The sequence below is a fragment of the Sulfurimicrobium lacus genome, from assembly GCF_011764585.1.
Classification (GTDB): domain Bacteria; phylum Pseudomonadota; class Gammaproteobacteria; order Burkholderiales; family Sulfuricellaceae; genus Sulfurimicrobium; species Sulfurimicrobium lacus.
The window spans coordinates 1,035,205-1,048,397 of sequence record NZ_AP022853.1; the positions used below are offsets into that span (position 1 = coordinate 1,035,205).

The 13,193-nt window shown below is 57.9% G+C and carries 15 protein-coding genes; 7 read left to right on the forward strand and 8 right to left on the reverse strand.

Going from position 1 to position 13,193, the window contains the following annotated elements; all coding sequences use genetic code 11:
• The first annotated feature begins 68 nt into the window (after window positions 1-68).
• Both SKTS_RS05240 and SKTS_RS05245 read left to right on the forward strand, forming a co-directional pair.
• On the forward strand, window positions 69-764 hold the full coding sequence (locus SKTS_RS05240) for a succinate dehydrogenase iron-sulfur subunit (RefSeq protein ID WP_173061331.1): 696 nt from the start codon (window positions 69-71) through the stop codon (window positions 762-764).
• A gap of 35 nt (window positions 765-799) precedes the next feature.
• Window positions 800-1,141 (forward strand): zinc ribbon domain-containing protein YjdM, encoded by a 342-nt coding sequence (locus SKTS_RS05245; protein WP_173061334.1) that lies wholly within the window; start codon window positions 800-802, stop codon window positions 1,139-1,141.
• 44 nt (window positions 1,142-1,185) lie between these two features.
• On the opposite strand, the gene SKTS_RS05250 is transcribed toward SKTS_RS05245, so the two are convergent.
• From SKTS_RS05250 to SKTS_RS05270, 5 genes are all read right to left on the reverse strand, one after another.
• Window positions 1,186-1,326, reverse strand: a complete 141-nt coding sequence (locus SKTS_RS05250) for a hypothetical protein (RefSeq protein WP_173061337.1) — start codon at window positions 1,324-1,326, stop codon at window positions 1,186-1,188.
• A gap of 24 nt (window positions 1,327-1,350) precedes the next feature.
• Window positions 1,351-1,827: a hypothetical protein gene (locus SKTS_RS05255; protein ID WP_173061339.1), complete on the reverse strand. Its 477-nt coding sequence runs from the start codon at window positions 1,825-1,827 to the stop codon at window positions 1,351-1,353.
• A gap of 232 nt (window positions 1,828-2,059) precedes the next feature.
• Entirely contained in the window at window positions 2,060-2,917 is an 858-nt protein-coding gene (locus SKTS_RS05260; protein ID WP_173061342.1) for a transposase, read from the reverse strand.
• Between the two features lie 88 nt (window positions 2,918-3,005).
• Window positions 3,006-3,425, reverse strand: a complete 420-nt coding sequence (locus tag SKTS_RS05265; protein WP_173061345.1) for a hypothetical protein — start codon at window positions 3,423-3,425, stop codon at window positions 3,006-3,008.
• 152 nt (window positions 3,426-3,577) lie between these two features.
• A complete protein-coding gene (locus SKTS_RS05270; protein WP_173061348.1) occupies window positions 3,578-4,000 on the reverse strand; it encodes a hypothetical protein in 423 nt (140 codons plus the stop codon).
• A gap of 131 nt (window positions 4,001-4,131) precedes the next feature.
• On the opposite strand from SKTS_RS05270, the gene SKTS_RS05275 reads away from it, so the two are divergent.
• Entirely contained in the window at window positions 4,132-5,658 is a 1,527-nt protein-coding gene (locus SKTS_RS05275) for an IS1182 family transposase (protein WP_173061351.1), read from the forward strand.
• A gap of 252 nt (window positions 5,659-5,910) precedes the next feature.
• Here the strand turns inward: SKTS_RS05275 and SKTS_RS05280 are convergent, their stop codons facing one another.
• From SKTS_RS05280 to SKTS_RS05290, 3 genes are all read right to left on the reverse strand, one after another.
• Window positions 5,911-6,534, reverse strand: coding sequence for a hypothetical protein (locus SKTS_RS05280; RefSeq protein WP_173061354.1), 624 nt, complete (start codon window positions 6,532-6,534; stop codon window positions 5,911-5,913).
• Complete coding sequence (locus SKTS_RS05285) at window positions 6,512-6,976, reverse strand: hypothetical protein (protein ID WP_173061356.1); 465 nt, start codon at window positions 6,974-6,976, stop codon at window positions 6,512-6,514. Before SKTS_RS05285 ends, SKTS_RS05280 begins: the two co-directional genes overlap by 23 nt.
• Before the next feature lie 95 nt (window positions 6,977-7,071).
• The gene (locus SKTS_RS05290) at window positions 7,072-7,476 is read right to left on the reverse strand and encodes a hypothetical protein (RefSeq protein WP_173061359.1); all 405 of its coding nucleotides are present in this window, start codon (window positions 7,474-7,476) and stop codon (window positions 7,072-7,074) included.
• Window positions 7,477-7,604: 128 nt separating this feature from the next.
• On the opposite strand from SKTS_RS05290, the gene SKTS_RS05295 reads away from it, so the two are divergent.
• The 4 genes from SKTS_RS05295 (at window position 7,605) to SKTS_RS05310 (ending at window position 13,077) form a co-directional block, all read left to right on the forward strand.
• Window positions 7,605-8,603: an integron integrase gene (locus SKTS_RS05295; RefSeq protein WP_173068955.1), complete on the forward strand. Its 999-nt coding sequence runs from the start codon at window positions 7,605-7,607 to the stop codon at window positions 8,601-8,603.
• A complete protein-coding gene (locus SKTS_RS05300; protein WP_244617447.1) occupies window positions 8,600-8,845 on the forward strand; it encodes an FAD assembly factor SdhE in 246 nt (81 codons plus the stop codon). Before SKTS_RS05295 ends, SKTS_RS05300 begins: the two co-directional genes overlap by 4 nt.
• A 21-nt stretch (window positions 8,846-8,866) precedes the next feature.
• The gene (gene gltA, locus SKTS_RS05305) at window positions 8,867-10,162 is read left to right on the forward strand and encodes a citrate synthase (protein WP_173061362.1); all 1,296 of its coding nucleotides are present in this window, start codon (window positions 8,867-8,869) and stop codon (window positions 10,160-10,162) included.
• A gap of 80 nt (window positions 10,163-10,242) precedes the next feature.
• Window positions 10,243-13,077 carry a 2-oxoglutarate dehydrogenase E1 component gene (locus SKTS_RS05310; protein WP_173061365.1) on the forward strand — a complete coding sequence of 945 codons (2,835 nt, stop codon included), beginning with the start codon at window positions 10,243-10,245 and terminating at the stop codon, window positions 13,075-13,077.
• The last annotated feature ends 116 nt before the right edge of the window (window positions 13,078-13,193 follow it).

Sequence of the window (13,193 nt, forward strand, 5' to 3'; positions counted from 1 at the left end):
CTTTCACTTTTCACAACTAAGGCATAGCCGAGTGGCTTCACATTTCACCTTCTGACGAAAGGGAAGCAATGAAATTCTCCATCTACCGCTACAACCCCGAAACCGACGCCAAGCCCTACATGCAGGACTACGAGCTGGACATCGAGGCCGAAGGCATGATGCTGCTCGACGCCATCCTGCTGCTCAAGGAACAGGACGAAACCCTGAGCGTGCGCCGTTCCTGCCGCGAGGGCGTGTGCGGCTCGGACGGCATGAACATCAACGGCAAGAACGGCCTGGCCTGCGTCACGCCGCTCAGCGAGCTCAAGCAGCCGATCGAGCTGCGGCCCTTGCCCGGTCTGCCGGTGATCCGCGACCTGGTGGTGGACATGAGCCAGTTTTTCAAGCATTACCGCTCGGTCAAACCCTATATCATCAACATCGACCCGGAACCGGAAATCGAACGCCTGCAGACGCCCGAGGACCGGGCTCAGCTGGACGGGCTGTACGAGTGCATCCTGTGCGCCTGCTGCTCCACTTCCTGCCCCTCGTTCTGGTGGAACCCGGACAAGTTCGTCGGCCCCGCGGGTCTGCTGCAGGCCTACCGCTTCATCGCCGACAGCCGCGACCAGGCGACCAACGAACGCCTCGACGACCTGGAAGACCCATACCGGCTGTTCCGCTGCCACAGCATCATGAACTGCGTCGAAGTGTGTCCCAAGGGGCTCAACCCGACGCGGGCGATCGGCAAGATCAAGGAGTTGCTGGTCAAACGCACGGTTTGATCCAGACCCGACTTTTTTATTACGAGAGAGAAAACATGAGCAATTTACCCAAGTGTCCCAAGTGCAACTCCGAATACACCTATGAAGACGGCGGCATGTACATCTGCCCGGAATGCGCCCATGAGTGGAGCGCGGATGCGCCCGCAGAAAACGTGGAGGAAAAGCGCGTGGTGAAGGATGCCTTCGGCACGGTGCTGAACGACGGCGATAGCGTGACGGTGATCAAGGACCTCAAGATCAAAGGCTCTTCGTCGGTGGTGAAAGGCGGAACGAAAGTGAAGAACATCCGCCTGGTCGAAGGCGACCACGACATCGATTGCAAGATCGACGGCATCGGTGCGATGTCGCTGAAATCCGAATTCGTGAAGAAAGCCTGAATCCCCCAGCGGCTGCGAGATCACGACCCGCATTCGGGGCACATTCACATCGCCCCGGTAGCCATCCTGGCGCGCCTGATCAATTCCTTCGCGCTCGGCGGGGACTGGGCAAGCGAGCCAAGCGGGATATCTCCGGCCGGAACATAGGCGCTCATCACCACGCCGGTGGTTGAAACCTTCGCCAACGTTTTACTCCAACATCCCCTGTGTCAAGACGAAATCGCGCGCACGCATTTCATCGGACCGCTGTGAATCTTTTCGAATGTCAGTTTCATCTGGTCGCAGACGGCGTCCCCTTCAGCGCCGGTAAGTCCCCAAAAAATCACCCGAACGTCTCGTTCAGTACTTCTGGAGTGGTTCAGACTCAAGTAGGTAACGCTGGACGGCGTGTCATCGAAGAACTTGGCGTTCCGGGGCGCCAAGGCGGTCTTGCATTCGACAGATTTCGATACGCAGTACTCACAGTTTGCTGCCAGATTGTTCTTGATTATTCTTGCGCGCTGCTGACAATCGGCTTCGTCCAACGTTTTTCCAAAAACTGCGGCCTCAATCTGGCGCCCGTAAGCATCCAATGTCACCCGGATCTCAACGAAGACCGGGTTGGCAACGTCCGTGGGTTCCGGCTGGTGTCGAAGGCCAAAGAAACCCAGAACACCCAGTACAACAATTACGAACAGTATTTTCATGATTCACCTAGGAGGAGCGAAGAAAACTGGAAAAGGTCGAATAGCGGGAGGAGAAGGAGCAAATCATGGGCCTTGCGGGCAGGCCGCTCCAACGGGGTTGTAAAAGCATCATTTCCGCATCTTGCCTGAACAGGCGGAGCACATCAATATTCATTTATCATGACTCGCCATCGCACCGACGCACATCACCGACGGGGTCACAACCGACGGGGTCAGGTCTTGCAAAATCGCATCAAACCTCGCCGTGTTTTGAGTCATGAGCCCGCACCGCGCGGCTGACGGTAGTGTAATGGACGCCAAAGGCTTCTGCGATAGTCTTCATCGGATAGCCCCCTGACAGATAAGCCAAGGCCATGCCGGTATGCGTGTCATCGGCGAATTCCGCCTGGTAGTGGGCCAATGGCTTTGCCAGCGGGCGGCGCTGCGCGCGGGGAATTTCATCCAGGGATTGGTCGGGGGAAATGCTTGACCGGGCGCGTTGGATGAATGCCTCGCCGCCAAGGAAAATCTGCCCTTCCAGCTTATCCCATATGCTGGGCAAGCCCACGCCGACCCGCACGAAATCCCGATAACCGAGACGAGCCTGATCCCGTTGCCGGGAAAATTGCCCAAGTATCCAGCCAGTCTGCAACCAGGGTGGTGCGGGTACCGCTCCGACCATCGCCGGATAGCTGCTCCACGACCATTCTCCCGCATCACTGACCATCCCGGCACGCACCGGGTTGAGCACCACATAGCGCGCCAGTTCCAGGAGATAGCTGTCCTTCTCCACGAGTATGGCCTTGTACCTGCCCTGGAAAACATGGCCGATCCGCCGATGGGTGCGGTTTATCCACTGCGTGTAGACCCCGTTGAGCTGGCGCATACCTTGCGCGAGATTGCCTTCGGGCGTCTCGACGACCACATGGTAGTGGTTGGTCATCAGGCAATAAGCGTGGCAAATCCAGTTGAAACGCCTGCAGACCTCGCCAAACAGCGTCAGCCAAGCCTCGCGGTCACTATCGGAAAAATAAATATCCTCGCGCCGGTCACCACGGGAAGTTACGTGGTACAGGCCGCCGGACAGTTCAATGCGTAGGGGTCTCGCCATGAGGCAAGTATGAGGGGGTGTGTGTGATTTTGCAAGACCTGACCCCGTTGCCTGTTGGCGCATTTTGGGGGAGTCCATATACGAGATGTTAGGCCCCGATTGCGATTGCATATGGTGATTCGCCAGGATTGTCGTGACGAGACCGGAAATACACACGGTAATTGCGGGACTCCAATTGTCTATGGACAAATGCCCCATCCGTCATGATGCGGTAGCTTGCCGACTCAAGGAGCCTTATGCCTTGGGCCTTCGCAATATCTAGTATTGAACGCCAAGTCGTCGCGCCAGGCGCCAATAGTAGTTCTTGAGGTGGCTCTCCAACCGCATCATCATCGTTATCGACGTCAAACGCGAATGCGCGCTTCAGGGCACCAATAGACGGCGCCCAAATCACCAGAGTGATGATCGGCTCTTTGGCAGGGGAGAGGTCTTGAAAGTGATGTGCCGTCATCAAGTAGGCGCCCTGCACCTGATAGATGTTTTCGGTAACCGAAGTGGCTTCTTCCAAGAGGCTACTCAGCGGCTTCCCAATATGCGATCGCAGTTCGCGCCAAGCCGTCATAGGTCGGGGCCTAACGTAGAGCTAACCGGCGCTGCGCGGCTTTATCGTGCAGCGTCCAGCGACCAAAGGGAGCGCGGTTGAGCGCCGGGTTAGGTATGTCATCGCAGGAACCATGCCACGGCAGTAGCTGCAATTGTGTTTAGCACGAGATAGCAGACCGCTGCATTGAGCAAGCCGATAATTAGCGACAACGGAAGCCTCGCTTGCAGAACAGTTTTGATTGCAAGGACTCCCGCGGCGAGGGCGAATATTGGAAAAACCACGAACAGCGTTGGAGATGAGCGTGCTAGCACTTGGAAAGAAAACACGACGACAAGCCCCATTGCTATCAAAGACGACACACTGACTTTAATAGACTCCGCGATAGATGCGGGTCGTGAAGCGAACGCGCATACAAGCTTTGTTGTCATGGTAGTTGATATGGTAATTGCCGTCACCGCCGTAAAGAAAATGCTTCCGAGTGCTGCCGGCATGGGCAGTACCACAGCCAATAGCATTCCGACAAAAATCATGTAGATCACAAATCTTCCTTTCAACAGTTCAAAATGGACGAATACCTAACGACGCTGTAGAAAAAGTATCATCCCCGCATCTTGCCTCAACTGGCCGGGTGCATCAATATCCATCCATCATGACTTGCCGGATGCACAGGATGGCCCGCTACAAACACATCGACACCAGCCCGCGATTTCTCGCCGTTGACCTGCAACGGCAACTGAACCCCGGCACCTTCGAACACGCCCTGAATCACCTGCTCGATCACGAACTCGACCTGAGCGGCTTCGACAGCCGCTTCTGCAACGACCGCACCGGCGCAGCCGCCTATCCCCCCGCCATGCTGCTCAAAGTAGTCCTCTTCGCCTACAGCCGCGGCATCGTCAGCAGCCGGGCCATCGAAAGGGCATGCCGCGAACAGATCACTTTCATTGCCCTGTCCGGCGACAGCCAGCCGCACTTCACCACCCTCGCCGAATTTGTCTCATCGCTGGGCGACGACATCGCACGCCTCTTCGCCCAGATCCTCTACATCTGCGACCGACAAGGCCTGATCGGCCGGGAGATGTTCGCCATCGACGGCGTCAAGCTGCCCAGCAACGCCTCCAAAGCCAAAAGCGGCACCCGCGCCGACTTCGAACACCAAGCCGCCAAACTGGAAAGCGCCGCCACGGCCATGCTCGAACGGCATCGCCAGGAAGACCTGCGCACCATCGAGCCCGACCTCAACGAGAAAGAAACCCAGCGCATCGCACGCCTGCAAACCGACGCCGCGCAAATCCGGCAGTGGCTCGCCGAGCACCCGGACGACCGCAAAGGAAGCAAAGGCACAACCCGCAAAAGCAACCGCAGCGACAACGAATCCGCCAAGATGGCGACCTCCAAAGGCGTGATACAAGGCTATACCGGCGTCGCCGCCGTCGATGCCCGGCATCAGATCATCGTCGAAGCGCAAGCCCACGGCACGGGCAGCGAGCAGGAACTGCTCATGCCGGTGGTCAAGGCGATGAAGGACATTCTGACAGAGGACACCCTCATCACCGCCGATGCCGGCTACCACAGCGAAGCCAACCTCAAGGCACTGGCCAAGCTGGAAATCGACGCCCTCATCGCCGACAACGGCATGCGGCAGCGCGATGAACGCTTCCAGGGCCAGGGTAAGCACAAACAGCAACCCGACCCCCTCTACGATAAAGCGCACCCGAAGAAGAAAGCCAAGCACTATCGACCGGCGGACTTCACCTACGACGCAGAAACAGGCACTTGCATTTGCCCGGCGGACAAGACGCTCTACCAGAACGGCGCACACTGCATATACAACGGCTACACGGCAGTGAAATTCCAGGGCGCGCAGCGCGACTGTGTTCCGTGCCTCCACCGAGACAAATGTTTACGCACCCCGGACAAGACCAAGACGCGGCAAGTCGCGTTCTTCCAAGGCAAAGCCCCTGGTACGCCCGAGACGTACACCGACAAGATGAAGCAACGGATTGACAGCCCTGAAGGGAAAAGCCGGTATGGCAGACGCTTTGCCACGGTGGAACCGGTGTTCGGCAACCTGCGGCACAACAAACAGCTCAACCGCTTTACGCTCAGAGGGCAAAAGAAGGTGGACGCGCAGTGGAAGCTCTACTGCCTGGTGCACAACATCGAGAAGCTGGCGCATCATGGGTATGCGCAGTAAAAAAGGGGTGGCAGAACCCCCTAACGCCTACTGCTGCGTGCCCTGATTGGGTCAGGGCCTCACGCCAACCTTAGTAAAAATACAACCGACTTGCTTATGCTGAAACGGAAACGTTTCAGATAGGGAAAATTTGCCCTGAAAATGATGGGAAAAAGGGTTTTTCTACAGCGTCAACGTCGAAGTTCAGGGGCAACCGGAAGCAAGCGAAGCTTGCTGTAGGGCGTCTCCTGGAACGCATTGTTGGGCATCTGTTTAGTCACGCCATATACCCTCTACGAGGTCACCTGTTTCGAGAGGATGACCGGCCTTTTTGGCGGCAGCTTTCCACTCTGCCGGTGAGGGGGCGATAGACTTTGGTTCTAAACCTCCCCATAAGCCAACTTTGATAGCGAATACAACGACACCGCCCGATACGGCAACGGGAGGAACTGATCTCGCGGCTGTTAGAACTGTTGTCGTAGTCTGGGGATTAAGCATGGGTTTGAAGTCTAGCCAGACATTCGATTTTTGGCCGGGCTTAACAGCCACGACAATAAAACCGCCTGTGGGTGGAAAATGAGGCTTGGCTTGAAGAGCTCCTGAAACGGAGCTCTCAATTTCCTTTATGTATGTGGAGAGAGCTGTGACGTCTTGCACGCGCTCTTGAAGGACAAAGTCTGGTTGAAGCAAAACAATGTTGAAGGTGTGGAGAGCTTCCTCCGCGTAGGCGCCGCTAGCGGAACATGCGAGAGCGAAATACAGCACCACCTTTCGAAGCATGCGCCCTCCTGATGCCCAACGTGGAGCTAACCGGCGCTGCGCGGCTTTATCGCGCAGCGTCCAGCGACTGAAAGGAGCGAGGTTGAGCGCCGGGTTAGAAGCGTTCTGTGCCCGCACTTTTTGATTCCTTTCTCGGATTATGTGGCCCGCAGTAGCTGTACCCGGAAACAGTATGATTTTTCTTCATGTCGTCTGCAATGTTCACCACGAGCTTGAATAGACTACCCCACGTTGCAATTAGAATGTGTTTTCCGGAAGGGTGCTCAGGCTTGAAATCAAGCTCGATGGTCGCGGAGGCTAACCAGTTTTCCGGAATGCCCTTCGCAGAAAGATGCTTTTTCAGGATTGAGCTGTAGCCGGAAACCAGTTTTGAAAGTTCTGAACTTGCTGGGATTATTGATTTCGCAAGGAGATCAAGGCGAACTATTTGCACGCCACTCTGTTGCGCAAGAAGACAAAGTTTTCCAATACCCCAATAGCCACCTACATCGTTGTTGCGGCTTATGAACGAACCATATAACCCGGATGCGATGTTTTTGAGTTCCTTCCGTCGTGCCATGGCGAGCTTCTAACGTAGAGCTAACCGGCGCTGCGCGGCTTTATCGCGCAGCGTCCAGCGACTGAAAGGAGCGAGGTTGAGCGCCGGGTTGGGCATCACTTCAGCGATGCTTGGCAATCGGGGGATGTGCGGTAAATATTCCCCGTTCTTGGGGAGATGAATACGCCGTAATCTCGATCGTAGTTCTTTGGGTGGGCATGACCGGGAACCACGGCTACACAGCCAAAATATAGAACGGCATACAACTCGCTATTGATATTCGAGTTATGGAAGCCAACTGTTGTGTCAGAACCGCCGACATCCTTAATCCCTATTTGAAGCGCCTTCCCGAATTTATATGTGCAATAGCGCCCGTTGTTGGGAGTTTCCTCGCACTTCGTTGCCTCAATTGCACGTTGAACCAAACGGTCTTGAAGCGACTGTTGTGCGGAGACTGATCCGGTAGCAAGGAGCAATGCTAGTGCAGGGGTAATAACGCGCAGGATGATTTTGATGTGCATTTGCGAGACCTGTTTATTGAGATGCCCAACGTAAAGTAGACACCCTAAAAAGCGCCGGTAAAGGCACCTTCGAGGTGTACAATCTGGAATCTTTCCTGCAATGCCTTGTTTTTATTCGAGGTGAAATTATGGCGCACCCTAATTTTCCAGATAAAAGCACCACGATAAATCCTCCCAAATTACTCGATCAAGTCCGCGATAAGTTGCGTGTGAAGCACTACAGCATTCGTACGGAACAAACTTATGTTGACTGGATTAAACGTTATATTTTCTTTCATGGCAAGCGCCACCCGAAAGATATGGGGGCGCACGATGTTGAGGCGTTTCTAACCCATTTGGCGGTAAACGGCAAGGTTGCCGCTTCAACACAAAATCAAGCGAAGAGCGCGTTGCTGTTCCTTTACCGCGAAGTGTTGGAAATTCAATTGCCATGGCTGGACAACGTCACGCAGGCAAAAGCACCAAAGCGTTTGCCTGTGGTGTTGACGATGAGCGAGGTGCAGTCTGTGTTGTCGCGTTTGAGAGGCACACATGCGCTGATTGCTTCCTTGTTGTATGGAGGGGGAATGCGCTTGATGGAGGCGGTGCGGTTACGGGTGAAGGACGTGGAGTTTGCGCGGCACGAGATCGTGGTGCGTGAGGGCAAGGGGTTCAAGGATCGGGTGACGATGTTGCCTGAGGCAATGGTTGTGCCGCTCAAAGCGTATTTGGCTAGAGTGAAGGCCATGCACGATGAGGATTTGGCGCAGGGTTTCGGCGAGGTGTATCTGCCTTTTGCGTTGGACAAGAAATATCCAAATGCTGGACGTGAATGGGGCTGGCAATATGTTTTTCCTTCCGGAAATTTGTCAGTCGATCCGCTTTCCGGCAAGACCCGCCGACATCATATTGATGAGAAAGGCGTGCAGCGCGCGGTGAAGCAGGCGGTGCGCGATGTGGGCTTGGTCAAACCGGCCACGCCGCACACGTTTCGCCATTCCTTTGCGACACATTTATTGCAAAGCGGCTACGATATACGCACTGTGCAGGAATTGCTGGGGCATTCGGATGTCAGCACGACAATGATCTACACCCATGTTCTTAACCGCGGCGGAAAGGGTGTGCAAAGCCCGCTGGATTCCCTGTGATCGGGGAAGACGCATCTCTCCTTAACCGCCTGCGCTGGCACTGCCGGCGCGGGATGCTGGAACTTGATCTGGTGCTGGCGCGCTTTCTGGAGGAAAATTACGCTGGATTGACGGCGCAGCAGCGGCAGGAGTTCGAAAATCTGCTGCAACTGGAAGACCACGAGTTGTGGCAACGGGTTCGCGGCGAGGCGAGCACGGCATCAGTGGTGGAGCGGCTGTTGCGCGGCTGTCACGATAACTGAGTAAAGAATTTGGAGAAATATATGGCAGAGCAGCGCAAGGCTTATCTCGATCTGGGCGATGGCCGTGGGCCGATAGAGTTACCGGTCTATTCCGGCACCGCTGGTCCGGATGTGGTGGATATCCGCAGCCTGGCCAAACTTGGCGTGTTTACCTACGACCCCGGCTTCATGTCGACGGCGAGCTGCAATTCCGGCATTACCTACATCGACGGGGATGCCGGAATTTTGCTCTACCGCGGCTATCCCATCGAGCAACTGGCCGAGCACGCCGATTTCATCGAGGTCTGCCATCTGCTGTATTACGGCGAACTGCCGGACGCGGCGCAGAAAGAGTCGTTCGACACGATCATCCGCACCCACACCATGGTGCACGACCAGATCAACAACTTCTTCCGCGGTTTCCGCCGCGACGCGCACCCCATGGCGGTGATGGTGGGGGTGGTGGGCGCCTTGTCGGCGTTTTACCAGGATTCGGCCAACGTGGGCGACCCGCGGCACCGCGAAATTTCCGCGCACCGCCTGATCGCCAAGGTGCCGACCATCGCGGCCATGAGCTACAAGTACAACATGGGCCAGCCGTTCGCCTACCCGCGCAACCGCTTGAGCTACGCGGCGAATTTCCTGCACATGATGTTCTCCACGCCGTGCGAGGAATACGAGCCCAACCCGGTGCTGGTGAAGGCGCTGGACCGCATCCTGATCCTGCACGCCGACCACGAGCAGAACGCTTCCACCTCCACGGTGCGTCTGGCCGGATCGAGCGGGGCCAACCCCTTCGCCTGCGTGGCGGCGGGCATCGCCTCCCTGTGGGGACCGGCTCACGGCGGCGCCAACGAGGCGGTGCTGAAAATGCTGGAAGAAATCGAGGATGTTTCCAACATCCCCAAATTCATCGCGCGCGCCAAGGACAAGAGCAATCCCTTCCGCCTCATGGGCTTCGGCCACCGCGTCTACAAGAACTTCGACCCGCGCGCCCGGCTCATGCGCCAGACCTGCCACGAAGTGCTCAACGAACTGGGCATCTACGACGACCGCCTGTTCAAGATCGCACTCGAACTGGAGCGGATTGCGCTGGAAGACGAGTATTTCATCGAGAAAAAGCTCTACCCCAACGTGGATTTCTACTCCGGCATCATCCTGCGCGCCATGAACATCCCGACCAACATGTTCACCGCGATTTTCGCCATCGCGCGCACCATCGGCTGGATCTCGCAGTGGGACGAAATGATCACCGACCCGGAACAGAAAATCGGCCGTCCGCGCCAGCTCTACCGCGGCGCGGCGCAGCGCGAGTTGGTGCCGCTGAGTAAGCGGTGAGCGGTGAGCAGTGAGCAGTGAGCAGTGCGCGCAGTTCACTGCTTACAGCTCGCTGCTCACCCATTTCAGAAAGGACGCACATGACCGTCATGCAGGCCTTCCTCGATAATTCCTACCTCTACGGCGGCAATGCCGAGTTCGTCGAGGGCCTGTACGAGTCCTGGCTGGGCAATCCGGAGAGCGTGGGCGAGGAATGGCGGCGCTATTTCGAGCGCCTGCAGCAGAGCGACAGCGGCCAGACGCGCGACATCCCCCATGCGCCGATTCGCGAATCCTTCATCCAGTGCACCCGCGATCCCGCCGCGGCGAACCACTTGCTGGTGTGTTCTCCTTTCCTCGAACTGGAGCGCAAGCAGGTCAAGGTGCTGCAGCTCATCAACGCCTACCGTTTCCTCGGGGTGCGCCACGCCAACGTCGATCCCATCAAGCGCTTCGAGCGCCCCCGTGTGCCGCAACTGGAACTGGCCTACTACGGTCTGGGCGAAGCCGACCTGGCGACGCTGTTCGACACCGGTTCGCTGGTGGGGCTGGACCGGGCCAGCTTGGCGGAAATTCTGGCGATGCTGCAGGAAACCTACTGCGGTACGTTCGGCGCGGAATACATGTACATCAGTGATATCGCGCAGAAAAGATGGCTGCAGGCGCAGATCGAAGGTTGCCGCGCGCGCCCGAACCTGCCCCCGGCGCAGAAAAAACACGTGCTGGGCCGCGTCACGGCGGCGGAGACGCTGGAAAAATACCTGCATACCCGCTTTGTCGGGCAGAAGCGTTTTTCGCTGGAGGGCAGCGAAAGCCTGATCCCCTTGCTCGATCACCTGGTCGAACTGTCCGGCGCTCGCGGGGTGCAGGAAGTCGTGCTCGGCATGGCCCATCGCGGGCGCCTCAACGTGCTGGTCAACATCATCGGCAAAATGCCGCGCGACCTGTTCAACGAGTTCGAGGGCATCCACAGCCACCACGACCACATCACCACCGGCGACGTGAAATACCACCAGGGATTTTCCTCCGATGTCGCCACGTCGGGCGGGCCGGTGCACGTCACCCTGGCCTTCAACCCCTCGCACCTGGAAATCATCAACCCTGTGGTGGAGGGCTCGGTGCGCGCGCGCCAGCACCGCCGCGGCGACCTCCTCGGCGAGCAGGTGATCCCGGTGCTGATCCACGGCGACGCCGCCTTCGCCGGCCAGGGCGTGGTGATGGAAACGCTCAACATGTCGCAGACGCGCGGCTTCGGGACGGGCGGCACGGTGCACGTGGTGGTCAACAACCAGATCGGCTTCACCACCTCGGATGCGCGCGATACGCGCTCCAGCCTGTATTGCACCGACGTGGCGAAAATGGTCGAGGCGCCGGTGTTCCACGTCAACGGTGACGACCCGGAGGCGGTGTTGCTGGCCGCCCAGATCGCCTTCGATTTCCGCATGACCTTCAAGAAGGATGTGGTGATCGACATGATGTGCATGCGCCGCCTCGGCCACAACGAGCAGGACGAGCCGGCGGTGACGCAGCCGCTGATGTACAAGAAAATCGCCCAGCATCCCGGTACGCGGCGCATCTACGCGGAACGTCTGGCGGCGGAGGGGGTGGTCTCGGCGGAAGAAGCACAGCAGATGATCGTCGATCACACCGAGACGCTGGATGCAGGCGAACAGCTCCGCTGCAAGCCGGTGCTGAGCAACTTCAAGCGTGCGTTTGCCACCGACTGGAAAAAGTTCACCAACGCAAACTGGAACCAGCCCGCCCATACCGCGGTGCCGGTGCCCGACCTGCAACGCCTGGCGGAAAAATTGACCACGGTGCCGGACAATTTCAAGCTCCACCCGCGGGTGGAAAAGATCCTCGCCGACCGCAGGCTGATGGGCGAAGGCAAGCTGCCGCTCGACTGGGGCATGGCGGAAAACCTGGCCTACGCCGCCCTGCTGGAAAACGGCTACGGCGTGCGCATTTCCGGGCAGGACAGCGGGCGCGGCACGTTTTTCCACCGCCATGCCGTGCTGCACGACCAGAAGCGCGAAAAATGGGACGCCGGCGAGTACGTGCCGCTGCAGCATATCGCCGACAAGCAGCCGCCCTTCCTGGTGATCGACTCGGTGCTGTCGGAGGCGGCGGTGCTGGGGTTCGAATACGGCTACTCGACCGCCGAGCCGGAACAGTTGGTGATCTGGGAAGGCCAGTTCGGCGATTTCGCCAACGGCGCCCAGGTAGTGATCGACCAGTTCATCTGCGCCGGCGAAACCAAGTGGGGACGCCTGTGCGGCCTGGTCATGATGCTGCCGCACGGCTACGAGGGCCAGGGGCCGGAGCATTCCTCGGCGCGCCTGGAGCGCTACCTGCAACTGTGCGCCGAATACAACATGCAGGTGTGCGTGCCCTCCACCCCGGCGCAGATGTTCCACATGCTGCGGCGCCAGATGCTGCGCCCCTATCGCAAGCCACTCATCATCATGAGTCCGAAGAGCATGTTGCGCCGCAAGGAGTCGGTATCGAGCCTGGATGATCTCGCCAACGGCGTATTCCAGCCGCTGATTCCCGAGCAGGAAAAACTCAATCCCAAGGCGGTGCGGCGCGTCATCGCCTGCTCCGGCAAGGTCTACTACGACCTGCTCGCGGCGCGGAGCGCGCGTGACATCAAGGACATCGCCATTCTGCGCGTGGAGCAGATTTATCCTTTCCCGCACGAGGAATTTGCGGCCGAGATGAAGCGCTACGCCAAGGCACAGGAAATCATGTGGGTACAGGAAGAGCCGAAAAACCAGGGCGCGTGGTACACCATCGAACACTACCTGCGCCAGCACATGAAGCCGGGCCAGACGCTGAGCTACTCCAGCCGGAAATCCTCGGCCGCGCCGGCGGTTGGCTACATGGCGGAGCACGTGGAACAGCAGGAAGCGCTGGTGGACGCGGCGCTGGGGTAAATTTCAGCCACAGAGATCACAGAGGACACAGAGAAGAACGCTCTGTGATCTCTGTGGCAATAAATTTTGTGAATAGAAGTTGGTAGGGTGGCGGCTCACCCTACGGGCCTTGTGGA

Excerpts from the sequence above, each read along its gene's own strand:
- gltA (WP_173061362.1), top strand. The coding sequence starts at position 8,867 with ATGGCAGAGCAGCGCAAGGCTTATCTCGATCTGGGCGATGGCCGTGGG.
- SKTS_RS05310 (WP_173061365.1), top strand. The coding sequence starts at position 10,243 with ATGACCGTCATGCAGGCCTTCCTCGATAATTCCTACCTCTACGGCGGC.
- SKTS_RS05245 (WP_173061334.1), top strand. The coding sequence starts at position 800 with ATGAGCAATTTACCCAAGTGTCCCAAGTGCAACTCCGAATACACCTAT.
- SKTS_RS05295 (WP_173068955.1), top strand. The coding sequence starts at position 7,605 with ATGGCGCACCCTAATTTTCCAGATAAAAGCACCACGATAAATCCTCCC.
- SKTS_RS05255 (WP_173061339.1), bottom strand. The coding sequence starts at position 1,827 with ATGAAAATACTGTTCGTAATTGTTGTACTGGGTGTTCTGGGTTTCTTT.
- SKTS_RS05290 (WP_173061359.1), bottom strand. The coding sequence starts at position 7,476 with ATGCACATCAAAATCATCCTGCGCGTTATTACCCCTGCACTAGCATTG.
- SKTS_RS05260 (WP_173061342.1), bottom strand. The coding sequence starts at position 2,917 with ATGGCGAGACCCCTACGCATTGAACTGTCCGGCGGCCTGTACCACGTA.
- SKTS_RS05240 (WP_173061331.1), top strand. The coding sequence starts at position 69 with ATGAAATTCTCCATCTACCGCTACAACCCCGAAACCGACGCCAAGCCC.
- SKTS_RS05275 (WP_173061351.1), top strand. The coding sequence starts at position 4,132 with ATGGCCCGCTACAAACACATCGACACCAGCCCGCGATTTCTCGCCGTT.
- SKTS_RS05285 (WP_173061356.1), bottom strand. The coding sequence starts at position 6,976 with ATGGCACGACGGAAGGAACTCAAAAACATCGCATCCGGGTTATATGGT.